The sequence below is a fragment of the Streptomyces sp. NPDC017993 genome, from assembly GCF_044328065.1.
GTDB lineage: Bacteria > Actinomycetota > Actinomycetes > Streptomycetales > Streptomycetaceae > Streptomyces.
In genome coordinates this window covers 281752-305034 of record NZ_JBIRGO010000003.1, presented here as the reverse complement: position 1 = coordinate 305034, position 23283 = coordinate 281752, and the positions used below count along the sequence as shown (strand labels likewise).

Annotated in this window: 19 protein-coding genes; 12 read left to right on the top strand and 7 right to left on the bottom strand. The window is 71.4% G+C overall.

From position 1 onward, the window contains the following. Positions 1-8 precede the first annotated feature (8 nt). The 6 genes from ACH4FH_RS06500 (at position 9) to ACH4FH_RS06475 (ending at position 6798) form a co-directional block, all read left to right on the top strand. Positions 9-1514 (top strand): CoA-acylating methylmalonate-semialdehyde dehydrogenase, encoded by a 1506-nt coding sequence (locus ACH4FH_RS06500; protein ID WP_398554606.1) that lies wholly within the window; start codon positions 9-11, stop codon positions 1512-1514. 222 nt (positions 1515-1736) lie between these two features. Beyond that, entirely contained in the window at positions 1737-3179 is a 1443-nt protein-coding gene (locus ACH4FH_RS06495; RefSeq protein ID WP_398554605.1) for a sugar porter family MFS transporter, read from the top strand. A 37-nt stretch (positions 3180-3216) separates the two neighbouring features. Then, on the top strand, positions 3217-4413 hold the full coding sequence (locus ACH4FH_RS06490; RefSeq protein ID WP_398554604.1) for a Gfo/Idh/MocA family protein: 1197 nt from the start codon (positions 3217-3219) through the stop codon (positions 4411-4413). A gap of 59 nt (positions 4414-4472) precedes the next feature. After that, a complete protein-coding gene (locus ACH4FH_RS06485) occupies positions 4473-5471 on the top strand; it encodes a sugar phosphate isomerase/epimerase family protein (RefSeq protein WP_398554603.1) in 999 nt (332 codons plus the stop codon). Between the two features lie 89 nt (positions 5472-5560). Beyond that, positions 5561-6448: a sugar phosphate isomerase/epimerase family protein gene (locus ACH4FH_RS06480; protein ID WP_398554602.1), complete on the top strand. Its 888-nt coding sequence runs from the start codon at positions 5561-5563 to the stop codon at positions 6446-6448. Further along, entirely contained in the window at positions 6445-6798 is a 354-nt protein-coding gene (locus tag ACH4FH_RS06475) for a universal stress protein (RefSeq protein WP_398554601.1), read from the top strand. The genes ACH4FH_RS06480 and ACH4FH_RS06475 overlap by 4 nt, the downstream gene beginning before the upstream one ends. 103 nt (positions 6799-6901) lie before the next feature. Here ACH4FH_RS06475 and ACH4FH_RS06470 read toward each other — a convergent pair whose 3' ends face one another. Further along, positions 6902-7696, bottom strand: a complete 795-nt coding sequence (locus tag ACH4FH_RS06470) for a VOC family protein (RefSeq protein WP_398554600.1) — start codon at positions 7694-7696, stop codon at positions 6902-6904. A 219-nt stretch (positions 7697-7915) separates the two neighbouring features. Between ACH4FH_RS06470 and ACH4FH_RS06465 the strand changes: the two genes are divergently transcribed. Continuing rightward, the gene (locus ACH4FH_RS06465) at positions 7916-8419 is read left to right on the top strand and encodes a hypothetical protein (RefSeq protein ID WP_398554599.1); all 504 of its coding nucleotides are present in this window, start codon (positions 7916-7918) and stop codon (positions 8417-8419) included. Positions 8420-8483: 64 nt separating this feature from the next. Here the strand turns inward: ACH4FH_RS06465 and ACH4FH_RS06460 are convergent, their stop codons facing one another. Next, the gene (locus ACH4FH_RS06460; protein WP_398554598.1) at positions 8484-9617 is read right to left on the bottom strand and encodes an acyl-CoA dehydrogenase family protein; all 1134 of its coding nucleotides are present in this window, start codon (positions 9615-9617) and stop codon (positions 8484-8486) included. Positions 9618-9875: 258 nt separating this feature from the next. Between ACH4FH_RS06460 and ACH4FH_RS06455 the strand changes: the two genes are divergently transcribed. Together ACH4FH_RS06455 and ACH4FH_RS06450 are read left to right on the top strand one after the other, a co-directional pair. Next, positions 9876-11468: an AMP-binding protein gene (locus ACH4FH_RS06455; RefSeq protein ID WP_398554597.1), complete on the top strand. Its 1593-nt coding sequence runs from the start codon at positions 9876-9878 to the stop codon at positions 11466-11468. Between the two features lie 30 nt (positions 11469-11498). Beyond that, positions 11499-12374, top strand: a complete 876-nt coding sequence (locus tag ACH4FH_RS06450; protein WP_398554596.1) for a PaaX family transcriptional regulator C-terminal domain-containing protein — start codon at positions 11499-11501, stop codon at positions 12372-12374. A 19-nt stretch (positions 12375-12393) separates the two neighbouring features. Here the strand turns inward: ACH4FH_RS06450 and ACH4FH_RS06445 are convergent, their stop codons facing one another. Then, positions 12394-13161 carry an HAD family hydrolase gene (locus tag ACH4FH_RS06445; protein ID WP_398554595.1) on the bottom strand — a complete coding sequence of 256 codons (768 nt, stop codon included), beginning with the start codon at positions 13159-13161 and terminating at the stop codon, positions 12394-12396. Between the two features lie 453 nt (positions 13162-13614). Between ACH4FH_RS06445 and ACH4FH_RS06440 the strand changes: the two genes are divergently transcribed. Continuing rightward, the gene (locus tag ACH4FH_RS06440) at positions 13615-14274 is read left to right on the top strand and encodes a TetR family transcriptional regulator (protein ID WP_398554594.1); all 660 of its coding nucleotides are present in this window, start codon (positions 13615-13617) and stop codon (positions 14272-14274) included. A 55-nt stretch (positions 14275-14329) separates the two neighbouring features. Here ACH4FH_RS06440 and ACH4FH_RS06435 read toward each other — a convergent pair whose 3' ends face one another. Further along, complete coding sequence (locus ACH4FH_RS06435; RefSeq protein ID WP_398554593.1) at positions 14330-15349, bottom strand: MDR family NADP-dependent oxidoreductase; 1020 nt, start codon at positions 15347-15349, stop codon at positions 14330-14332. 195 nt (positions 15350-15544) lie between these two features. Here ACH4FH_RS06435 and ACH4FH_RS06430 point away from each other — a divergent pair, with 195 nt between their 5' ends. Then, a complete protein-coding gene (locus ACH4FH_RS06430; RefSeq protein WP_398554592.1) occupies positions 15545-16141 on the top strand; it encodes a ScbR family autoregulator-binding transcription factor in 597 nt (198 codons plus the stop codon). Between the two features lie 150 nt (positions 16142-16291). Next, complete coding sequence (locus ACH4FH_RS06425) at positions 16292-17269, top strand: ScbA/BarX family gamma-butyrolactone biosynthesis protein (protein WP_398554591.1); 978 nt, start codon at positions 16292-16294, stop codon at positions 17267-17269. Between the two features lie 163 nt (positions 17270-17432). Here ACH4FH_RS06425 and ACH4FH_RS06420 read toward each other — a convergent pair whose 3' ends face one another. The 3 genes from ACH4FH_RS06420 to ACH4FH_RS06410 form a co-directional block, all read right to left on the bottom strand. Beyond that, positions 17433-19829 carry an FAD-dependent monooxygenase gene (locus ACH4FH_RS06420; RefSeq protein ID WP_398554788.1) on the bottom strand — a complete coding sequence of 799 codons (2397 nt, stop codon included), beginning with the start codon at positions 19827-19829 and terminating at the stop codon, positions 17433-17435. A 65-nt stretch (positions 19830-19894) separates the two neighbouring features. Continuing rightward, positions 19895-20722, bottom strand: a complete 828-nt coding sequence (locus tag ACH4FH_RS06415; protein WP_398554590.1) for an enoyl-CoA hydratase family protein — start codon at positions 20720-20722, stop codon at positions 19895-19897. 823 nt (positions 20723-21545) lie between these two features. Beyond that, complete coding sequence (locus ACH4FH_RS06410; RefSeq protein WP_398554589.1) at positions 21546-23033, bottom strand: amino acid permease; 1488 nt, start codon at positions 23031-23033, stop codon at positions 21546-21548. Positions 23034-23283: the final 250 nt, after the last annotated feature.

The following is a 23283-nucleotide window of genomic DNA, read 5'->3' as shown; positions in this document are numbered from 1 at the left end:
ACCCTCACGTGAAGACCATCGAGCATTGGATCAACGGCGGCCCCGTGCCGGGCTCCGAGCAGCGCACCGCCCCCGTGTTCAACCCGGCCACCGGCCAGGAGCGGGCCCGGGTGGCCCTGGGCGGGTCGGCCGACGTGGACGCCGCGGTCACGGCCGCCACCGCGGCCTTCGAGACCTGGTCGGAGTCTTCTCTCACGCAGCGCAGCCAGGTGATGTTCGCCTTCCGGCAGCTCCTGCTGGAGCACGAGGAGGAACTGGGCCGGCTCATATCGGCCGAGCACGGCAAGACGGTCGACGACGCGCGCGGCGAGATCGCGCGGGGCCGGGAGGTCGTGGAGTTCGCGTGCGGCCTCGGCGACGTGCTGAAGGGGAGCTTCTCCGACCAGGTGTCGCGCGGCGTGGACGTGCACAACTTCCGGCAGCCGCTGGGTGTGGTCGCGGGCATCACGCCGTTCAACTTCCCGGCGATGGTGCCGCTGTGGATGCACCCGATCGCCATCGCCACCGGCAACACCTTTCTCCTCAAGCCGAGTGAGCGGGACCCGTCGGCCGCGAACTTCGTGGCCGAGCTGTACCGGCGGGCCGGACTGCCCGACGGCGTCTTCAACGTCGTGCACGGCGGCAAGGACGCGGTCGACGCGATCCTCGCCCATGACGGCATCGAGGCCGTGTCCTTCGTCGGCTCGACGCCGATCGCCAAGTACGTGCACGAGACGGGGATCTCGGCGGGCAAGCGCGTCCAGGCGCTCGGCGGCGCCAAGAATCATGCTGTCGTCCTCCCGGACGCGGACCTGGAGTTCGCCGCGAACCACATCACCGCCGGCGCGTACGGTTCGGCCGGCGAACGCTGCATGGCGGTATCGGTTGCCGTCGCGGTCGGTGAAGTGGCGGACGGTCTGGTCGAGGTCCTCGAACGCAAGGCCCGCGAGGTCGAGGTCGGCCCCGGTGACGCACCCGGCACCGACATGGGCCCCCTGGTCACCAAGGCCGCCCAGGAGCGCGTCGAGCACGCCGTCGGCACCGCCGCGACCCAGGGCGCCACCGTCGTGGTCGACGGCCGGGGCCTGAAGGTCGACGGCCACCCCGAGTGCGCCGAGGGCTTCTTCACCGGCCCGTCCCTGCTCGACCACGTCACCGCCGAGATGGACGCGTACAAGGAAGAGCTGTTCGGGCCCGTCCTCGCCGTCCTCCGGGTCGACACCCTCGACGAGGCGATCGCCCTGATCAACGCCAACCCCTACGGCAACGGAACCGCCCTGTTCACCGGCTCCGGCGAAGCGGCACGCCGCTTCCAGCGCAACGTCCGGGTCGGCATGATCGGCGTCAACGTGCCGGTGCCCGTGCCGATGTCGTACTACTCCTTCGGCGGCTGGAAGGACTCCCTCATCGGCGACTCCCCGATCCACGGCCCCGAAGGCATCCGCTTCTACACCCGCCCCAAGGTCGTCACCACCCGCTGGCCGCAGCCCCGGCAGCAGGTCACCGCGGGCTTCAGCTTCCCCACCTCCAGCTGAACCCCGCCGGCCACACCCGACAGCCCCCAAGGGAACCGTTCGGCAACTCCCCCGCCCCCTGAAGGACTCGCTATGGCAACGGCGTCACCCCTCCCCCGTCAGGACCAGCACCCGGGCATGCCCCGCGTGCCGCTGCCCCTCGCTGTCAGCACGCGCGAGCACCCGGCCGGCCGCGGCCCCGCCGGCACCCGACGCCCGCCCATCAACCAGTAGGAGGTGGCCATGGACGTCAGGGACGACGCGACTCAGGCCCCCGATTCACCCTCCGCCGCCGCGGACACCACACCACCGGAGATCTACCGGCGGTTGAGGATCATCACGGTCATCGCCACCTTCGGCGGACTGCTGTTCGGCTACGACACCGGCGTCATCTCCGGTGCCCTGCCCTTCATGTCCCTCTCCCCCGAGGAGGGCGGACTGGGCCTCGACCCGCTGACCGAGGGCATCGTCGCCTCGTCGCTCGTGCTCGGCGCGGCGTTCGGGGCCCTGTTCGGCGGGCGTCTCTCCGACCGTTACGGGCGCAGGCGGACCATTCTCGGACTCGCCGTGCTGTTCTTCGTCGGCGCACTGGGTACCGCGCTCGCCCCGGGCATCGCGGTGATGGTGCTGTTCCGGGTGTTGCTGGGGCTCGCCGTGGGCGGCGCGTCCGCAACGGTCCCGGTGTTCATCGCCGAGCTGGCTCCCGCCGACCGGCGTGGCCGTCTCGTGACGCAGAACGAGCTGATGATCGTGACCGGCCAGCTCCTGGCCTACACCTCGAACGCGGTCATCGCCGAAACCGTGGGCGAGGGCGGCGTGTGGCGCTGGATGCTCGCGATCGCCACGGTCCCCGCCGTACTGCTCTGGTTCGGGATGCTGTTCGTGCCCGAGTCGCCCCGCTGGCTGGCCGCCCACGGCCGGGCCGATGAGGCCAAGCGCACCCTGAGCCGGGTCCGCGACCCGCTGGTCGTGGACGCGGAGTTCGCCGAGATCGAGCGCCGGGTCGCCACCGACGCCGGTGAGCCGCGGGCGGGGTGGCGGGATCTGGCCACTCCCTGGGTGCGACGTCTCGTGACGTTCGGCTTCGGGCTGGCCGTGCTGACCCAACTCACCGGCGTCAATTCGATCATGTACTTCGCGCCGAAGATCCTCCTGGACACCGGCCTGGGCACCCAGGCCGCCCTCACCGCCACCATCACCAACGGCGTCGTCGCGGTGCTCGCGGTGGCGACCGGCATGTGGCTGCTCGGCCGGTTCGGGCGGCGCCCCATGCTGTTGACCGGCCAGCTCGGCGTCACCGCGTCGCTGGTGCTGATCGCGGTATGCCTCATGGTGCTGCCCCAGTCGACGGCCCGCAGCTACCTGGTGCTCGCCTTCATGCTGACGTTCCTGTTGTTCATGCAGGGCTGCGTCGCGACCGTCTTCTGGCTGATGCTCTCGGAGATCTTCCCGCTCCGCCTGCGCGGCTTCGCCATGGGCACGGCCGTGTTCGGCACCTGGATGGCCAACTTCGTCGTCACGCTGACGTTCCCGCCCCTGATGGACGCCATCGGCGGAGTCACGTTCCTGATCTTCGCCGCGGTGAACGTCGTCACGTACGTCTTCTACCTCCGCGCCGTTCCCGAGACCCGGGGCCGCTCGATGGAGGAGCTGGAGTCCCACTTCCGCCGGCAACTCGCGGCCTGAGCAAGCCCTTACCTCCCCCCTTCAGAAAGGCGCACCCATGACCACGTCCAGCAAGCCCCTCTCCGTAGCGGTGATCGGAGCCGGCATGGCCGGCCGCACGCACGCTGCCGGCTACCGCAACGTCAACACCGTCTTCGGCGCCGGCCTGCCGCCGGTCCGGCTGGCCGCGATCGCCGATACCAACGTCGAACTCGGTGAGGACGCCGCCCGCCGCTACGGGTACGAGAAGGCCGTCCCGAGCTGGGAGGCCGTCGCGGAAGACCCGACGATCGACGCCGTCAGCATCGTCGTCGGCAACGCGCTGCACCGCCCTATCGCCGAGGCCCTGGTCGCCGCGGGCAAGCATGTGCTGTGTGAGAAGCCGCTGTCCGGCTCGATCGAGGACGCCCGCGCGATGGTCGAGTTGGAGCGCGCCGCCGACGTCGTGACCTCCGTCGGTTACACCTTCCGTCGCTCCCCGGCCATCGCCGCGATCCGTGATCACGTGCGTGGTGGCGAGCTGGGCGACCTCACACTGTTCAGCGGCCGCTACTGGTGCGACTACGCGACCGACCCGAACGGGCCGCTGAGCTGGCGGTTCAAGGGCGGCTCCGGCTCCGGCGCCCTGGGGGACGTCGGCGCGCACGTGATCGACGTCGCCGAGTACGTCGCCGGCCCCATCGTCGCCGTCTCCGGCGCCTCGCTGTCGACGCAGATCGCCAAGCGTCCCGTTCCGTTGGGCGCGGTCGTCGGGCACAACGCCGCTCCGGTCTCCGACGAACTCGGCGAGGTCGACAACGAGGACACCGCATCGTTCACCGCGCGCTTCGCATCGGGTCTGGTGGGCACGTTCTCGGTGTCGCGCACCGCCTTCGGCCTGCCCAACGGGCTCGCCTTCGACGTCCTGGGCGTGGGCGGCCGGGCCGCGTTTGACCAGCACCGGCCTGCGGAGTACCTCTTCGACGACACGCAGCCCGAGGCCCGTACCCGGGGCGCGCGGCACATCATCGCCGGGCCGCAGATGCCGTACTTCGCGGGCGGCTACCCGATGGAGGCGCCGGGCGTGGGCGGCGGCAACGCCGAGATGTTCACCTACCAGGCCCGTGCCTTCCTCGACCAGGTCGCGGGCGTCGCCGAGCCGCTGCCGGCCTGCGCCACGTTCGCCGACGGACTGCGGACCATGGAGATCATCCAGGCCATCGTCACCTCCTCCCGCAACGGCGGCGCCGCCGTCGAGCTTCCGGCCACCGTCTGAAACACCCCCGAGTTCGCCTGAACCACCCCCCGTTGAACCCGCACTCGAAGGAACAAGCAATGGCTCTCAAGCTCGGCGCCTACACCGCCTGTCTGCACGACCGGACGCTCACCGAGGCCCTCGACATCCTCAAGGAGAACGGCCTGACCTCCGTGGAGGTCAACACCGGCGGCTTCATCCCCTCCCCGCACTGCCCGGTCGACCTTCTGCTGTCCTCCGCCACCGCGCGCGAGGAGTACCTGCAGACCTTCGCCGACCGTGGCTTGGAACTGACCGGCCTCAACTGCAACGGCAACCCGCTCAACCCGCTCCCGGGTGTCGGCCCCAAGCACGCCGACGACCTGCGCCGCACCATCCGCCTCGCGGGCCTGCTCGGCGTGAAGCACGTCGTGACGATGTCCGGCACCCCGGGCTCCGACCCCGACGCCAAGTACCCCTCCTGGGTCGTCAACCCGTGGGACGGCGTCTACATGGACGTCCTTGACTACCAGTGGGACGTGGCGGTCGGGTTCTGGAAGGAGATCGACGCGCTGGCCAGGGAGAACGACGTCCGGGTCGCCATCGAGATGCACCCGCACAACCTGGTGTTCTCCCCCGTCACCCTGAAGCGGCTCGTCGACGCGACGGGTGCGACGCACCTCGGTGCCGAGATGGACCCCTCCCACCTCATGTGGCAGGGCATGGACATCGTCGCCTGCATCAAGTGGCTGGGCCCGCTGGTGTTCCACGCCGCCGCGAAGGACGCCGCGCTCTGCCCCGGCGCCGACATCCGCGGCGTGCTCGACACCTCGTTCACCCGCGTACCCGCCGACGCGCCCGGCAAGGTGCCCACCGGCTACGGGTTCTGGTGCAACTCCTGGCCGGAGAACCCTGCCTGGAAGTTCGTCGCCGTCGGCCTCGGACATGACGTCGACTACTGGACCGAGTTCCTGCGCGCCCTCGCCGAGGTCGACCCGGACATGGCCGTGAACATCGAGCACGAGGACGCCGCCTACTCGCAGACCGAGGGACTCGCCCTGGCCGCCAAGAGTCTGCACAGCGCCGCGTCCGCACTTTGACCCACCCCCTTACGTGGCCCCGTTCCCGCCGACCGGGCACGGGGCGCCACGGTTCTCCCCGCACACCACCCTCTCGCCGGAGGACAGCGATGAAGCTCGCCCTTGATCCGCAGATGTTCTACTCGACACACTCCGTACTGGAACTGCCCGACGTGGTGGCGCGCATGGGCTACTCCTGGATGGAGCTCTCGCCCAAGGCCGATTTCCTTCCCTTCTTCAGTCACCCGCGCGCGAACGACGCCACCGTGGCCGAGCTGCGCAAGCGCGCCGCCGATGCCGGGGTCGGCATCGCCTCGGTGCTGCCGGTGCTGCGCTGGTCGGGCCCCGGGGAGGAGGAGCGGCAGGCCGCGGTGCGCGCGTGGAAGCGGGCCATCCAGATCGCCGTCGATCTCGGTGTCGACACGATGAACTCCGAGTTCAACGGCCGCCCCGAGGGCGCCGAGTTCGCCGAGAGCCAGTTCCTGCGCTCGATGGAGGAGCTGATCCCGGAGTTCGAGCGTGAGGGCGTCAAGCTGGTCCTCGAACCCCACCCGGACGACTTCATCGAGGACGGTCACGCCGCGGTGAACATGGTGCGCGGGCTCAACCGGGAGTGGATCTCGTTCCTCTACTGCACGCCGCACACCTTCCACCAGGGCAACGACGCGACGGGCATCATCACCGCGGCCGCGGAGAAGACCACCTACGTGCACCTCGCGGACACCCTCGACCACACCGCGTCGAACGGGCTGCGCTACATCGTCAACCCGCCCGGCTCACCCGCGCGTGTGCACCAGCACGCCGAGATCGGCCGTGGCGAGGTCGACTTCGACGAGGTGTTCGCCGCGCTCGCCTCGGTCGGCTTCGACGGAGTGGTCTCCTCGTGCGTGTTCGGCTGGGAGGAGCGCGCCGAGGAGATCAGCGTCCGTCAGCGGGAGACGGCCACCGCCCTCATCGACAAGCACTTCGGGACCGGCGCGCTCGGGGGTGGCCGATGACCGTCCTGGTGGCCGTGCCCGATTCGGCCGAGGGCCGCGCCGCCCTCTCCGCTGCCGGCGAGGAAGCCCGCCACCGTTCCGCGGACCTCGTCGTGATCAACCTCGGCCTCGATCCGCTCGACCCGGACGCCCTGCCTGCGGACGTTCCGGTATCGGTCCGCGCGCGCAGCGGGCCGGACCTCGTCGACAGTGTCCTCACCACCCTCGACGAGCACGAGGGCCGCGTCGACCTGCTGGTGATCGGCCTGAAGAGGCGGACACCGGTCGGCAAGGCGCTGTTGGGATCGGTGTCCCAGCAACTCCTGCTGGAGGCCGAGGTGCCCATCCTCGCGGTCAAGCCTGAACGCTGAGGGCGCTTCATACCTTGCGGGGCAACAGGGGGTCGACCCACCCGGGTTCGGCCCCCTCAGCCCGCGGTTCCCGCCTGCCACTGCTGGGCCTACGGCCCGTCCGTCACCTCTCCTCCGGTGTGAGGACGACGAATTCCGCGCCGGACGGATCGGTGCACACGGCCAGCCGGCCGACGCCGTCGGCGGTCTCCGGGCCCATGGACAGGGCGCCCCCGCTCTCCTTCACCCGGGCGACCGTGGCGTCGCAGTCCGCGGAGCCGAACACCGGGTGCCAGTACGGCTTCCCTCCGGGGCCGAACATCTCCGGGGCCCCCATGATGCCGCCGTGCATCCGCTCCTCGCCGCAGTTCGCGGGGGTGATCAGCGTGTAGACGCCCTCGCCGCCCGGCATCGGCATGTCCTGGGTCGTCCAGCCGAAGACGCTCTTGTAGAAGGTCTGCGCGCCGGTCGAGTCGGAGGTGTACAGCTCGATCCAGCCGAGGCTGCCGGGGCCGTCCGCCGCCTCGATTCCCGCGAGGCCGGTGGGCTGCCAGATGGCGAACCGCGCGCCCTGCGGGTCCGTGAGCTGCGCGAACCGTCCGTCGTTCGCGCCGACCTCGGTCGGCGGCACGCGCACCGCGCCGCCTGCCTTCTGGACCGCCTTGACCGTGGCGTCCGCGTCGGGGGTGTGGAAGTAGATCGTCCAGGCGGAACGGTCGCCCTCGTCGGTGAGCGGGCCGACCGCGGCGACCACCTTGCCGTCGAGGCGGAAGACGGAATAGCCGCCCGCCTCGCCGTCGCCGAACGGCGACGCCTGCCAGTCGAAGACCGCGCCGTAGAAGGCGGCCGCCGCCTCGACATCGGGGGCGCCCAGATCGAGCCAGCACGGGGAGCCGGGGACGAAGTCAGTAGTGATCATCACGATTCCCTTCGCGGATCCGCTGTGATTTCAGCCTGACACCCACCACTGACAATTGCCCGTCGGCCCGGTTCGTCGGCCGTGCCCCTGCTGCTAGCCTGACGCGCGCTCGTCAACAATTGTGCGAGCGCACCGCCCGCCACTCCAGTGCGCGGGCGCACACAACAGCGGCCCGCCGGCCGCTCTCTCGGGGGAGAACACAACGTGAATCGTCGCCATGTGCGTGCTGTTGCCGTTTTCGGGCTCGTGGTCGTCGCGCTGACAGGAGCGCGGCATTCGCACGGCGGGGGGTGCGGCAGCAGCCACTCCAGCAGTAGTAGCAGCAGCAGCAGTGGCGGCTACAGCAGCTCCAACGGTGGTTACAGCAGCTCCGGCAACACCACCAGCAGCGGCACCACCGGCTCGCCGACGGCAGGCGCGACCACGCCGCCGGAGTCGGACATCAGCATCACCGACTGCAAGGTCGACAGCGCGGCCGGCACGCTGAGCGCCCGGCTGAGCGTGCGGAACGGCAACAGCACGAGTTCCGCGTCCTACAACGGCACCGTGGACTTCACGGACGGCACCGGCCGCACCTTCGGCACCGCGATGATCTCCTCGCTCCGGGTGTCCGCCGGCCAGACGCTGCCCACGACGGTCACCGGCACCTTCATCAAGAGCGCGGACCAGCAGCCGACCGCGGGCAAGTGCAAGCTCGGCCGGGTCTTCAAGATCAACAGCTGAGCACCTACGGCACACGCGCACGGCCCGTTGGTGCAGCGGTCGGCCCGCCGGCCGGGCGCGCCGTTCACAGTGCGGCCCGGTACAGCTCCTTGGCGATGACCGACCGCTGTACTTCGGTGGCGCCCTCGTAGATGCGGGGGGCACGTACTTCGCGGTAGAGGTGCTCCAGGAGGTGGCCGCGGCGCAGCGCCCGGGCGCCGTGGATCTGGACGGCCGCGTCGACGACGTACTGCGCGGTCTCGGTCGCCATCAGCTTGGCCATGGCCGCGCGGCGGGCGATGTCGGGATCCGCCCGGTCGTACGCCGACGCGGCCGCGTACACCAGCAGCCGGGCGGATTCGACGCGGGTGGCCATCTCGGCGAGCTGGTGGCCGACGGACTGCAGGTCCTTCAGCGGGCCGCCGAACGCCGTGCGCGCGCCCGCGTGCGCCAGCGCCGCGTCCAGGGCCGCCTGCGCCATTCCGACGGCGAAGGCGCCCACACTCGGCCGGAAGAGGTTCAGCGTCCGCATCGCGACCCCGAAGCCGCGGTCGACCTCGCCGAGCACGTCCGCGCCGGTCACCGGCACCCCGTCGAAGACGAGGGTGCCGATGGGGTGCGGGCTGAGCATGTCCAGATGCTCACCGCTGAGACCGGGCCGGTCGGCGGGCACCAGGAACGCGGTGACGCCCCGGGCGCCCGCGCCGCCCCCGGTACGGGCGAAGACGGTGGCGAAGTCGACCTCCGGGGCGTTGGAGATCCAGCACTTCTCACCGGTCAGCCGCCAGCGGTCCTGGCCGTCCGGTTCGGCGGCCAGGGACAGAGCCGCGGCATCGGAACCCGCGCCCGGCTCGCTCAGCGCGAAGGACGCGACGGCCCGCCCTGCCGTGACCTCCGGCATCCAGCGGGCGCGCTGTTCGGCCGTGCCGGACTGCACGATCGGGGACGCCCCCAGCCCTTGCAGCGCCAGCGCGGTCTCCGCCTCGGTGCACTCCTGCGCGAGGGATTCCCGCAACAGGCAGAGGTCCAGCGCGCGCAGTGCTCCGTCGGCGGGGAACAGGCGGCGCAGCAGGCCCAGTTCGCCCAGCGCGGCGACCAGGGGGCGGTTGATCCTGCCCTCCTCGCCCTGCTCGGCGAGCGGCCGCAGCTTCTCCGCCGTGAGCGCGCGCAGTTCCGCGCACCATTCCTGTTCGTCCGGTCCCAGCGCGAATGCGGTCACGGGGCGACTCCCTGGTAGCGGGCCTTCTATCGCGATCTGTTGACTGCCGTCACGAACACGTTACGCTGACGACGGATCCGAACGGCAGCCCTCACGCCCCATCCGACCGGTTTCCGCACCGCCCGGCCGGCCTCCGTACCCGACCTGACCGCGCCCTGCGAACCGGTCTCCACGGTCCCTCATCCCTCACCCGGCCGCTCGTCGGCCACCTCCCGCAGGCGGTACTCCGGACTCACCCACCAAGGGGGCGCACCCGCCATGGAGCTACGGTCCTCAGCCCACGCCGACACCTTCGCCCGCGACCGGCTGCCGCCCCACGAGCAGTGGCCGCACCTCACCGACCTGGGCTACCCCGACCGGCTGAACTGCGGCACGGAGCTGCTGGACGGCACCATCGAGCGGGTGGGGCAGGACCGGCCCGCGCTCCGCGACGCGAGCGGCGTGGTGTGGACGTACGGGCAGCTGCGCGAGCAGGTCGACGCGATCGCCCACGCGCTGACGGGCCGCCTGGGGATCCTGCCCGGCAACCGCGTGCTGCTGCGCGGCCCGACCACGCCCTGGCTGGCCGCCTGCTGGCTGGCGGTGATGAAGGCGGGGGCGGTCGCGGTGACGGTGCTGGCGGCCCAGCGCCCGGACGAACTCGCCACAATCTGCCGGCTCGCCGAGGTGCGGCACGCACTGTGCGACGCCCGCTCCGTCGAGGACCTCGTCAAGGCCGAGGTCCCGGGCCTGACCGTGACGGCCTACGGCGGGGACGGCCCGGACGACCTCCGCCGACTCGCGCAGCTCCCCACCGCGCCGTACCCGGCCGTGGCGACCTCCGCAGACGACGTGGCGCTGATCGCCTTCACCTCGGGCACCACCGGCCGCCCCAAGGGCTGTATGCACTTCCACCGCGATGTCCTGGCGATCGCCGACACCTTCTCGGCGCAGGTGCTGCGCCCGAACCCGGACGACGTGTTCGCGGGCAGTCCGCCCCTCGGCTTCACCTTCGGCCTCGGCGGCCTGGTGATCTTTCCGCTGCGGGCCGGCGCCTCGGTCTTCCTCGCCGACTGGGGCGGGCCCGACCGGCTGCTGGCCGACATCGCCACGCACCGCATCTCGGTGCTCTTCACCGCGCCGACCGCCTACCGCGCCATGCTGCCCCAACTCGCCGCGCACGACGTCTCCTCACTGCGCCGGTGCGTCTCGGCCGGCGAGAATCTGCCCGCCGCGACGTGGCAGTCCTGGCACGACGCGACCGGCCTGCGGATCATCAACGGCATCGGCGCCACGGAACTGCTGCACATCTTCATCTCCGCCGCCGATGACGCGATCCGGCCCGGCACGACCGGGCTGCCGGTGCCCGGCTTCCAGGCGCGCGTCGTGGGCCCGGACGGCCAGACCCTCCCGGACGGCGAACCGGGGCTGCTCGCCGTACGCGGCCCGACCGGCTGCCGCTACCTCGCGGACACCCGGCAGGCGGAGTATGTGAGGGACGGCTGGAACATCACCGGTGACACCTACGTCCGGGAGCCCGACGGGTACTTCCGCTATGTCGCCCGCGCCGACGACATGATCATCTCGGCCGGCTACAACATCGCCGGCCCAGAGGTGGAGGACGCGCTGCTCCGGCACCCCGATGTGACCGAGGCCGCGGTGGTCGGGCGGGCCGACGAGCACCGCGGGCAGGTGGTCGTCGCGCATGTGGTGCTCCGCGCGGGCGTCCCCGAGGGGGCCAAGACCGTCGCTGCGCTGCGCGCGTTCACCAAATCCCTCATCGCGCCCTACAAATGCCCGCGCGAACTGGTCTTCCACGCCTCCCTGCCACGCACCCCCACCGGCAAGCTCCAGCGCTTCCGCCTGCGCTGACGGCTCCACCGACGGCTCTAGAGTGACCCGGTGAGCGACCAGCAAGCGCAGCGCACCCCACGATCCCTGATCGTCACGTTCTACGGCGCCTACGGGCGCGGTGAACCGGACGGACCGGGCGGACCGGCCGCCCCCGTACCGGTCGCCGCCCTGATCCGGCTGCTCGGCGTGCTCGGGGTCGATCCGCCGTCGGTGCGCTCCGCCGTCTCCCGCCTCAAGCGCCGCGGCCTGCTCGTCCCGGAGCGCACCGCCACCGGCGCGGCCGCGTACGGCCTGTCCGACACCGCACACCAGTTGCTGGCGGACGGTGACCGGCGGATCTACGGCCGGCCCGCCGCCCGGCTCTCCGACGGCTGGGTGCTCGCGGTGTTCTCCGTCCCCGAGGAGGAGCGGCACAAGCGGCACCTGCTGCGCTCCCGGCTGGCCCGCCTCGGCTTCGGCACCGCCGCGCCAGGGGTGTGGATCGCCCCTGCGCACCTGTACGAGGAGACCCGGCACACCCTGGACCGCCTGCAACTCGGTTCCTACGTGGACCTGTTCACCGGAACCCACGCGGGCTTCGAGCCGACCGCGCGGGCGGTGGCCCGGTGGTGGGACCTGGACGCCATCGCCGCGCAGCACCGGGCCTTCCTCGCGGAACAGGAACCGGTGCTGCGGCAATGGTCGCGGCGGCGCACGGTGCCCCCCGAGGCCGCCTACCGCGACTATCTGCTGGCGCTGGACGCCTGGCGCCGCCTTCCCTACGCGGACCCGGGCCTGCCCTCTCCCCTCCTGCCGGAGGACTGGCCGGGTGGCCGCGCGGCGGACGTCTTCGGCCGGCTGCACAGCAAACTGCGGGCGGCGGGCGCCCGTTACGCGCACGAGGCGCCGGCCGAGCCGCAGCAGCCCCCCGGCGGCTGCGGCTGACCGTGGGCGCCTCGGCGCCTCAGCGCCTGCGCTGGCCGGCGCCCACGGTGGCTGCTGCCGGTCGCGGCCTGGCGGCTGCGATGACGGAAACCACATCCTTGAAAGAGCTGCACATGCGGGTGCCGGCGACCGCGGCGAGCTCACCGAAGGTGCCGACCCCGTAGGTGACGGCGACCGGCGCCATGCGCGCGGTCACCGCCATCCGCATGTCCCCCACCGTGTCCCCTACATAAGCGCTCTCCCACGCGGCGACACCCAGCCGGCCCGCGGCCCGCAGCACCATCTCCGGGTGCGGCTTGCCCCGGCGCACCATGTCCTGGCCGACGACCGGTCCGACGAGGTCGCGGATTCCCATGACGTCGAGCAGAGCTTCGGCGCTGCGGGTGGTCTTGGACGTCGCGACGGCCAGTTCGACGCCGTGTGCGCGCAGCGCGGACAGGCCCGCGGTGACGCCGGGGAAGAGCAGCTGCGGTCCCTGGCACAGGACTTCGTACGCGAACAGTTCGCGATAGCGGGCGATGGCGGCCTGCACCCGGCCGTCGTCCTCCGGCCTGCCCAGCAGCCGGCCGAACGCGGGGCCGGGAGGTTTACCGATGGCGTGTGCCGCCTGCCGGGCGGTGACCGAGCACCCCTGCTCCGAGGCCACCTTGACCAGCAACTTGCTGATGGCGGGCAGGGTGTTGGCGAGGGTGCCGTCGAGGTCGAAGACGGCGGCCTTGATCGTCTCACCGCCGGCGCCCCGCGCGCCTCTGACAGGACGTTCGCCGACTTCCGCTGTTACGCGCATGGCTGGAGACCTTTCCGGATTCCGATGGATGCAGTGGCTCGGGTGACGTTGCTGACTCGGCATTTTTCGGGCGGCCCGCGGTCGATTGACGAAGGGAGGCAGAGGCGGCCTCGCCATGGCGCACCGCTGTCCAAGGGCGGTGCGTGACCGTCGAGGCGGTGGCTACGGAAGTGGATCCTCCCGTTTACCGCCTGCGGAGATTTAAAAACCGCCTGCGCTGTTTGTCAATGTGCCTTTGTCACACGCTGACGGGTCGACATCGCTCTTCATCCAGGCCAGACTGGTTACCCGCACGCCACGGGGTCCCCCAACCCCACACGGAGGCCCGGACGGTGACTTCGCGACACCCGTGCCAGATCCAGCCATTCAACCCCAGCATATCGAACCGCATGGTTGGTTTTCTATGTAGACTGCACGGGAGCTCGCAGCCGTACTAGAGACGGGACGGACACCGTGCCTACGCAGCATCGCGCCATCCAGAGCCGCCAGGCGCTCATCCGCTCGGCCGCCGAGACCTTCCTGGAGAGGGGAGTTCCCGCCTCGGGGATGGTGGAGATCAGCAGACGGGCCCGCCTGAGCAAGGGGGCGCTGTACTTCCACTTCACCTCCAAGGACGACCTCACGCTGGCGGTGCGGGATGCCGCCCTGGCGACCCTGCAAGAGGTCGAGGACGCCCTCACCCGCTCGACGCGCCCCCTCGCCATCGCCGTACGCGACTTCGCCGTCGAACTGTTCCGGCGGGTGCAGACCGACGCGGTGCTCCGCGCCGGTCTGCGACTGCGGCCGGAGACCGCACCGGGGCTCGGCATCTACGCGCTGGAACAGCGCTGGTACGCCCTGTTCCTCGACAAGGCGATGACCTGCCCGGCCGGCGATCCCATCGGCCCCGGAGCCTCCGTCGGGCCGACCGGCCCCCAGGCGTCCGACACCGAACCGCGGCGCACCGCCCAACTGCTGACGTCGATCGTGGTGGGCCTGCTGCACCTCGGCGGCGAGGACGGCACGTGGTGGGAAGAGGAGTCCGTGGCCGGCCTGTGGGGGCTGCTGTCCGGCACACCGCGGGACGCGGTGCCGGCCGGCTTCCCGACGCCCGTTCACCTCCCCGCCGGCTGACCCGCCCGCCCCGGGCGGCCCGCCGCGCGGTCACGTACGGCCCCGCCGCCCGACCTCACAACTCGACCAGCACCGCCCCGATGTGGCGCCCCTGCGTCAGTTCGCACAGCGCTCGCGGCGCCTGCGCGATACCTCGCAGCAGTGCGTGCGGGAAGACCAGTTCGCCGTCCCGCAGGCCCCGCCCGAATACCTTCGTCCACTCCTGAGGGAGGTCCGGGTGAGCGTGCAGCCCGAAGCCGCGCAGCGCCACCCGGCGGGTGATGATCAACCCCGCGTCCAGCGCGACCGGGGCGGCCACCCCACCGTCCCCGCCCAGCTGGCTGGAGAGGGCCCCCACCAACGCGAAGCGGGCATCCGGGCGGGCCACCGCAAGCGCGGCCGTGAGCTGCTCACCGCCCACGGTGTCCAGCAGGACGTCGACACCGTCCGGGGCCGCGCGACGCAGCTGCGCCTCGATCGGGCCCGCGCCGCGCACGATGGTGTCGTCGTAGCCCAGCTCCGCGCGCAGCCGCGCCGCCTTGCGCTCGGAGCCGGTGCTGCCGACGACGCGGCCGGCGCCCAGCCGCCTCGCGATCTGGCCGGCCAGGCTGCCCACGCCACCGGCCGCGCCGGTGACGAACACCGTGTCACCCGGCAGGACCTCCGCAGCCCGGTGCAGGGCGCCCCAGGCGGTGGCGCCCTGCGACAGGTGCGCACCGAGAGCGGGCAGCGCGTCGGGGTCCAGGCGCCGCACCTTCGACTCCTCGACCGCGGCGAACTCCCGCCATCCGTACGGGTGATGGACCAGATCGCCGACCTCGTGGCCGCCGTCGGGCGCCGCCACGACCTCACCGATCGCCGCGCCCCACAGGGCCTTCCCCGGCACGAAGGACGGTATGGGGAGCCGCATTCCCGTCATCTGGGTCCGCATCACGGCGGTGACGGCCATCATGCGGTTGCGTACCAACACCTGTCCGGCCTCCGGTTCAGGCACCGGGACCTCGGTCACGTCGAAGTGCCGCAGGGACAGTTCCCCTTCGACGCGGGTCGTGAGCCGGATCTCCCGGTGCATGGCGGGGACGGCTGTGAGGGACATCGGACAGCTCCTAGCGCTCTCGGTGACATGGCCTCGCGCCACACCGCCGAACCGGCTTCGCCATTCAATACCGCATGGTTGGCTTCTTTATGATGCGGAAATAGACTGCGCGGCCACGGGCGGCGGGTCGCACTCAGGCACAACAACTCCAAGAGAGCATACGGAGGATGATCGGTGGTCAAGCAGGAACGCGCAGTGCGTACGCGACGCGCCGTCCTCGAAGCAGCGGCCCACGTCATCGGCACCCGCGGATACCAGGCCGCCACGATGGCCGAGATCATCCAGCGCGCCGGGGTGACCAAGGGAGCCGTCTACTTTCACTTCACCTCCAAGGACGCCTTGGCCCGCGCGGTCATCACGGAACAGACCGACCCTTTCCTCCCCCCGGTCAGCGATTCCCGGCTGCAGGACGCCATCGACTTCACCCACCAGGTGGCGCTGGCACTGCGCAGTGACCCGTTATTGCAGGCAGGGACGCGTATCGCGGTCGAGACGACATTCAGCGAGGACCCCCTGGTCCCCTACCAGGCGTGGACCGACATCATCACCACGATGTTCACCGAGGCGCGGGACAACGGGGAGCTGCTGCCCGCTGTCGCGCCCGACCGGGCGGCGGAGTTCTTCGTCGCCGCCTACATGGGCGTGCAGCTGTTCTCACGGGCCGCCACCAACCGCGCCGACCTGCCGGAGCGGGTCACCGCCCTGTGGAAGCACACCCTGCCGGGGCTCGCTTCGCCCGGCGCACTGAGCCACCTCGACCCGCACGGCCGCTGCGTGAATCTGATCGCCTGACTCCTGCCGGCCTCCGCCCGGACGGGATATGACCCCTTCGACACTGGAAAACAAACCACATGGTTCGTATCTTTGGTCACGCACCTCCGTTACCAAATGCTCCGCCCGCAGGGCAGGGCACCGAGAGCTGCCCATCCGAAGGGACCCCACATGGCCAGCGCCACCCTTACGTCGCACGCACGCCATCGGCACGACGAGTTCGCTTGCCGGCCCACTCCTGGAAACCGACCCCCGGAACTCACCACGACGGTGCCCCGCGAGTTCGTCCACCGCACCGCCGTCTCGGAGGTCTTCCTGACCAACTGGCGTCGCGACGGTGCCGACCGCTGGGCGGTGAGCGCGCAGTGGCCGCGGGCGCACTGCTTCTACGGCCCGGTGAACGGGCTGCACGACCCGATGCTGGTGATAGAGACCGTGCGGCAGGCCGGGATATTACTGAGCCACGTCGCGCACGACGTGCCCCTCGACCACCCGATCATCTGGCAGCGGGTCCGCTGCGACCTCTCGCCCCAGGCCCTGCGTACGGCGGAGACCCCGGCAGAGGTGACCCTGCACGTCACCGACCATGATGTGGTCCGGCGCGGAAAGCGTGTGATCAGCGCCCGCCAGGATTTCCGCATCCGGTGTGACGGGGCCGACCTGGCCACCGCCATGCTCGACTTCTCCTGTCACAGCCCGGCCGTCTACCGCCGGCTGCGCGGCGAATACGGCGACCTGGCGCTCGCCAACGCCCGGAAGCTGCCGGTCCCCGAGGCCGTCGCACCCCAACTCGTCGCCCGGGACCGCACCCGGGACGTGGTGCTCTCCCCCACGAACCGCCCCGATCACTGGCAGCTGCGGGTGGACACCTCGCACCCGGTGCTCTTCGACCACCCCGTGGACCACGCCCCCGGCATGCTGATGGTCGAGGCCGCCCGGCAGGCCGCCCAGGCGGCGACGCCCGGATTCGCGTTGCCCATCACGCTGGAATGCGCCTTCGAGCGGTACGCGGAGATGGACGCACCCTCCTGGGTCCGGGCGCGGACCACCGGACGCTACGACGACGGTCGCCGGCAGGTCGAGGTCGACATCGAGCAGCACGACAAGCTGGTGCTCTCGGCGCAGATCACCAGCGTGCCGGCACCCTGACGGATCGCGCCGGATCAGCGCCGGATCAGCGACAGGACAGTACGCACCGACGAAAGCTCGCTGACGGCTCACTGACTACGCGCTGACAACGCACTGACGACGCACCGGCGGCTCTTCCACCGCCCCCCTTTCGGCCCCGCCCCCGCTGCTTCCGGCCTCCCCGTCATCGCAGCGTGAGGCGGGGCTTCGGCGCGTCGGTACGTCCGGTGGGCGGGGTTCGACTGCCCGCTCCGTAGGGCGGCGGCCAGGGCGCGCCGGGGCCGGTGTACCCCTGTTCCGCGGCGGCGTGCAGCGTCCAGTGCGGGTCGTACAGATGAGGTCTGGCCAGGGCACAGAGGTCCGCGCGCCCGGCCAGGACAAGGGAGTTGACGTCATCCCAGGAGGAGATGGCGCCGACCGCGATCACCGGCACGCCGAGGGTGTTGCGGATACGGTCCGCGAACGGCGTCTGGTAGGACCGGCCGAAGTCGGGGCGCTCGTCGGGGACGACCTGCCCGGTGGAGACGTCGATGGCGTCGGCCCCATGGGCGGCGAAGGCCGCGGCGATGTGCACCGCGTCGTCGGCGGTGGTCCCGCCGTCCGCCCAGTCGGTCGCGGAGATACGGACGGTCATCGGGCGCCCGGCCGGCCACACCGCGCGGACCGCGTCGAAGACCTCCAGAGGGAAGCGCAACCGGCCCGTCAGGTCACCGCCGTAGGCGTCGGTGCGGTGGTTGGTGAGTGGCGAGAGGAAGCCCGAGAGCAGATAGCCGTGCGCGCAGTGCAGTTCGAGCAGATCGAAGCCGGCGCGCGCGGCGGACGCGGCGGACGCCACGAACTGATCGCGTACGGCCACGAGTTCAGGCGCGCTCAGTGCGTGTGGGACCTGGTTGACGCCCGGGCGGTAGGCCAGGGCCGAGGGGGCGACGATGGGCCAGTTGCCGTCCTGGAGGGGCTGGTCGATGCCGTCCCACATCAGCCTGGTGGAGCCCTTGCGGCCGGAGTGACCGAGCTGCACGCCGATGGCGGTGCCGGGAGCGGAGTGGTGCACGAAGTCCGTCACCCGCCGCCACGCCTCTTCATGGCCCGGCCGGTAGAGCCCGGTACAGCCCGGGGTGATGCGTCCCTCAGGGCTGACGCACACCATCTCCGTCATCACCAGCCCCGCGCCGCCCAGTGCACGGGCGCCCAGATGAACGAGGTGGAAGTCCCCCGGCGTCCCGTCGTCGTCCGCGGCGGAGTACATGTCCATCGGCGACACCACGACCCGGTTGCGCAGCGTCAGATCGCCCAGCCGGAACGGGGTGAACATGGGCGGCGTACCGGCCGGGACCCCGGCCTCCTTGGCCACGGACGTGACGAACTCCCCGTCGCGCAGGCGGAGATTGTCATGGGTGACGCGGCGGCTTCGGGTGAGGAGGTTGAAGGCGAACTGGTGGGGTGGCTGCGCGGCGTAGGTCGCGAGATCCTCGAACCAGGCGAGGCTGGCACGGGCGGCCCGCTGGGTGGAGGCGACGACGGGGCGGCGCTCGGCCTCGTACGCCGCGAGCGCCTCGGGCAGGCTGCCCTGCTCCTCCAGGCAGGCGGCGAGCGCGAGCGCGTCCTCCACGGCGAGCTTCGTGCCGGAGCCGATGGAGAAGTGCGCGGTGTGCGCGGCGTCCCCGAGCAGCACGATCCTGCCGTGCGACCAGCGTTCATTGACGACCGTGCTGAAGGCGATCCAGCTGGAGTTGTTGGAGCGCAGCGGACGGCCGCGCAGGGCGTCGGAGAACAGCCGGGCACACCACGCGGCCGAGGCACTCTCGTCGCAGCGGTCCAGTCCGGCCGCCCGCCAGACCTCTTCGCGCATCTCGACGATGACGGTGCTGGCGCCGGGGGTGGGGGCGGAGTCGGTGGCGGGGTCGCCGCTGGTGGAGGCGGTGGTGGGGACGGTGGTGTCGATGCCGGTGCCGGTGCCGGTCGGGGATCCGGTGTGGTCGGGGGCGGCGGGCGTCGTCCGGGCGTACGGGTAGCCGTGCAGCTGGGCGATGCCGTGCCCGGTCTCGGCGGTCTCGAACCGGAAGGCGTCGAAGGCGAAGTCGGCGGACAGCCAGATGTACCGGCAGCGGTGGGTGGCCAGCTGCGGGCGGAAGACGTCGGCGTGCGCGGTGCGGGTGGTGCTGTGCACGCCGTCGGCCGCGATCACCAGGTCGTGGTCGCGGGCGAGTTCGGCGGCCGGCGGCGCCTCGGTGCGGAAGATCAGCCGTACGCCCAGGGAACGGCAGCGTTCGTGCAGGAGAGCGAGCAGCCGGCGGCGGCCGAGCGCGGCGAAGCCGTGGCCGCCGGAGGTCAGGGTGCGGCCACGGTGCACGATGTCGATGTCGTCCCAGCGGACGAACTCCTCCTGCAGCGCACGGTAGATGACCGGGTCGGCGTGCTCGATACCGCCGAGGGTCTCGTCGGAGAGCACGACGCCGAAGCCGAAGGTGTCGTCGGGGGCGTTGCGCTCCCAGACCGTGATCTCGCGGGCCGGGTCGAGGCGCTTGAGCAGGGCTGCGGCGTAGAGCCCGCCGGGGCCGCCCCCCAGGATGGCGACCTTCAGCGCGGACCGGCCATGCTCGCCAGGCCCTGCGGGCGTCCGCCGCTCCTCGGTCGGCGCGGACACCCTTATTTCCCCTGCCACTTGGGCGCCCGCTTCTCAGTGAACGCGGCGTGGAACTCGGCGTAGTCGGCGCTGTTCATCAGCAGCGCCTGCGTGGCGGCGTCCATCTCCACCGCCGCGGCCAGCGGCATGTCGAGTTCGGCGGTGAGCAGCGCCTTGGTCTGGGCGTACGCGAGCGCGGGCCCGTCGGCGAGCCGCCGGGCGAGTGCCGCGGCCGCCTCGTCGGCCTGCCCCTCCTCCGCCAACTCGCTGATCAGACCGAGTCGTTCGGCTTCCGGTGCGCGCACGGCCTCGCCGAGCATCAGCAGCCGGGTGGCATGCCCGAGCCCGATGACGCGGGGCAGGAGATAGGCCGCACCCATGTCGCCGCCGGAGAGCCCCACCTTGGTGAAGAGGAAGGCGAACCGTGCCGAGGGGTCGGCCACCCGGAAGTCCGCGGCCAGCGCCAGCACCGCCCCCGCCCCGGCCGCCACACCGTGCACGGCCGCGATCACCGGAAAGGGGCACTCGCGGAGCGCGCGGACGACCTGGCCGGTCATCCGGTTGAAGTCGAGCAGCCGGTCCGTGTCCATCCCGAGCGTGGCGCCGATGATCTCCTCGACGTCACCGCCGGAGCAGAACCCGCGGCCCTCCCCGCCGAGGACAAGGGCACGGGCCGAGCGTTCCCTGGACAACTCCGCGAGCAGATCGCGGAGGTCGGCGTATGCCTCGAAGGTGAGCGCATTGAGCTTCTCCGGACGCGCCAGGGTGACGGTCACGATGCCGTCGTCCCTGGTCACACGGATGTGCTCCCATGCGCTTGTGCTGCGGGCGGATCCTGCGAACGGGCTCATTGGGCTGCCTGCCCCCTTCAGCCGGACGGCTGGTGCCTGTGTGTGGCTGCGATGCCTGGGCTTTCCCGTACGAGCCGGCGCGTGCCGTGCCACCGGCTCCTGCTGCCCTTCGAAGTTATCACTGGTTCGTGACTGTCGTCACGAGAGCGCGATATCGCGAGGGGTGAAGGGTCGCGGGTGGGAGTCGCGGGTGCGAGGTGGCGGGTGCGAGGTGGCGGGTGGGCGTGGGGCAGGCGGGCCGTGGGGGCTGAGGGGGGCGTGGGGCGCGTACGGGCACGCTCGGTGGGCCGGGTTGCGGTGATGGGGGCAGGGCCGGAGGCCCGGGGGCTCGGCGCACCCGGGTAGGGCGGAGGCGGGTGTGGCTGCCCTTGATGGTGGGCGGGAGCCCACCGGGCCCGCCACCTGCCCGTTGGTGCCTATGCACGGGGCCCTGCGCCGAGTGCGGCGGCGGGCGGCGGGCGGCGGGCGGCGGGCGGCGGGCGGCCCATCGTTTCCTGCAAGGAGAACGGCTACGCCCCGCCCGTGCGGTCCGGCTCCGTGTTCGGGGCGGTGACGCCGGGGGCGGTGCGGTCCGGGCGGTCAGGCAGGGGCACGGTGAGGGCCTGGGCGGCGCGGGTCAGGCGCTCGAATCGCTGCGGGCAGACGGTGCCGGACCGGCCCGCCCCCAACGTCCGATCCAACCCCGCCGATCGGCTGATCGGTCGGCCAACCGACCGACCGAGGGACCGAGGGACCGAGGGACCGACGGACCGACGGACCGACGGACCGTTCCCGCGCTCCCTCCCTCAGACCTCCCGGCCCGTCGAACCAGCTGCGGGTGCGGCTACAGCTGGGCCGGGACCGGGGCGACGCCACTTGGCTGGTCCACGGACTCATCGCCGTCTCCCACCGTTTCCGCGGGCTGAGCGCCCAGGCGCGAGTGGCGGCGTCCGTAGAGGGTGTAGACGAGTGCGCCGACGACCAGGAAGGCGGCGAACTGGAGCCAGGTCTCCAGGCCGGTGCCGTAGATCAGGTAGACGCAGAAGGCGATGCCGAGCACCGGGCTGAGCGGGTAGAGCGGGACCCGGAAGCGGCGCGGGAGAGCCGGGCGGGTACGGCGGAGCACCATCACGCTGACATTGACCACGGCCATGACCGCCAGCGTCCCGATCGTCGTCAGGTTCATCACGACGTCCAGGGGGACGACCGCGGCCGGGACCGCGAAGACGACCGCGACGATCCAGGTATTGGCGACGGGGGTGGAGGTCCGGGGCGAGATCCGCTCGAAGACCCGGGGGATCAGGCCGTCCCGGGACATCGACATCAGGATGCGGGTCTGGCCGTACATGACGGCCAGCACTACGGAGGCGATGGCGACCACCGCGCCGAAGGCGATCACGCCGCCGCCGAGGGCCGAGCCGGTGACCCTGTTGACGATCAGCGAGAGGGCGGCGGGCTGGTCGGCGACCTGGTCGGAGGAGAGCGCGCCGATGGCGGCGACCGCGACCAGGCTGTACAGAACGGTGACCACCCCGATGCAGATCATGATCGCGAGGGGGATATTGCGCCGCGGGTTCTTGACCTCTTCACCGGCCGTGGTGATCGCGTCGAAGCCGATGTAGGAGAAGAACGCGAGCGAGGCGCCGGAGGTGATGCCGGCGACGCTCTCCGGTGCGAACGGAGAGAGATTGCCGTCCCGGAAGGCGCTGAAGGCGATCACGCAGAACACCGCCAGGATCCCGATCTTGAGCACCGCCATCGCGGCTGTCGCGCGGGCGCTCTCCCGGATTCCGCGGACAAGGAGGAGCGCGGCGAGCAGCATCACGATGACCGCCGGGATGTTGACGATGCCGCCGTCACCGGGCGGGTTGGACAGCGCCGCCGGCAGCTCCCAGCCGATGAGGCTGCCCAGCAGCTCGTTCACGTACTGGCCCCAGCCGACGGCGACCGCCGAGACGGAGATGCCGTATTCGAGCAGCAGGCACCAGCCGACGAGGAAGGCGGTGCGCTCGCCGAGAGTCGCGTACGCGTAGGAGTAGGAACTGCCGGAAACCGGTATCGCGCCGCCCAGCTCCGCGAAGGAGAAGGCGGTGAAAACGCAGGTGATGGCCGCCAGTACGAAGGAGACGATGACGGCGGGACCGGCCTCGGCGACGGTGTCGGACAGTCCGACGAAGATGCCGGTGCCGACGATGGCGCCGACGCCGAAGCACACGAGCTGGAACAAGCCCATGCTGCGCTTGAGGCCGTTACCTTCGAGATCCGCGCCGGATTCGGCGACGAGGATGTCGGGGGACTTGATGCGCAGTCCGGACGGACCTGAAGAACGCATGGGGTGTTCGCTTTCTGGTGGCGCGGGGCGCGCACGGCCGGGGGTGGGGCCGCACACGGGTCGGGGCCCGGACCGGTGGGTCCGAACCCCGTGAGCGAATCGATGGTAGCCGCTTTGCCTGCATGATCGCCCATTTGTGCGTATGGGTATGCGGCGTGACGTCCCCTACGCCGGGTGGCGTGTACCGCTGGCCCCTCGCCCAGCTGCCATCACTCCCCGACCAGTGCCACTCCCCGACTGCCGCCGCACA

What these genes read in the sequence shown, in the direction of transcription:
- ACH4FH_RS06495 (WP_398554605.1), top strand. Translation starts at nt 1,737, where the DNA reads ATGGACGTCAGGGACGACGCGACTCAGGCCCCCGATTCACCCTCCGCC.
- ACH4FH_RS06490 (WP_398554604.1), top strand. Translation starts at nt 3,217, where the DNA reads ATGACCACGTCCAGCAAGCCCCTCTCCGTAGCGGTGATCGGAGCCGGC.
- ACH4FH_RS06485 (WP_398554603.1), top strand. Translation starts at nt 4,473, where the DNA reads ATGGCTCTCAAGCTCGGCGCCTACACCGCCTGTCTGCACGACCGGACG.
- ACH4FH_RS06480 (WP_398554602.1), top strand. Translation starts at nt 5,561, where the DNA reads ATGAAGCTCGCCCTTGATCCGCAGATGTTCTACTCGACACACTCCGTA.
- ACH4FH_RS06475 (WP_398554601.1), top strand. Translation starts at nt 6,445, where the DNA reads ATGACCGTCCTGGTGGCCGTGCCCGATTCGGCCGAGGGCCGCGCCGCC.
- ACH4FH_RS06470 (WP_398554600.1), bottom strand. Translation starts at nt 7,696, where the DNA reads ATGATCACTACTGACTTCGTCCCCGGCTCCCCGTGCTGGCTCGATCTG.
- ACH4FH_RS06455 (WP_398554597.1), top strand. Translation starts at nt 9,876, where the DNA reads ATGGAGCTACGGTCCTCAGCCCACGCCGACACCTTCGCCCGCGACCGG.
- ACH4FH_RS06445 (WP_398554595.1), bottom strand. Translation starts at nt 13,161, where the DNA reads ATGCGCGTAACAGCGGAAGTCGGCGAACGTCCTGTCAGAGGCGCGCGG.
- ACH4FH_RS06435 (WP_398554593.1), bottom strand. Translation starts at nt 15,349, where the DNA reads ATGTCCCTCACAGCCGTCCCCGCCATGCACCGGGAGATCCGGCTCACG.
- ACH4FH_RS06425 (WP_398554591.1), top strand. Translation starts at nt 16,292, where the DNA reads ATGGCCAGCGCCACCCTTACGTCGCACGCACGCCATCGGCACGACGAG.
- ACH4FH_RS06415 (WP_398554590.1), bottom strand. Translation starts at nt 20,722, where the DNA reads ATGAGCCCGTTCGCAGGATCCGCCCGCAGCACAAGCGCATGGGAGCAC.
- ACH4FH_RS06410 (WP_398554589.1), bottom strand. Translation starts at nt 23,033, where the DNA reads ATGCGTTCTTCAGGTCCGTCCGGACTGCGCATCAAGTCCCCCGACATC.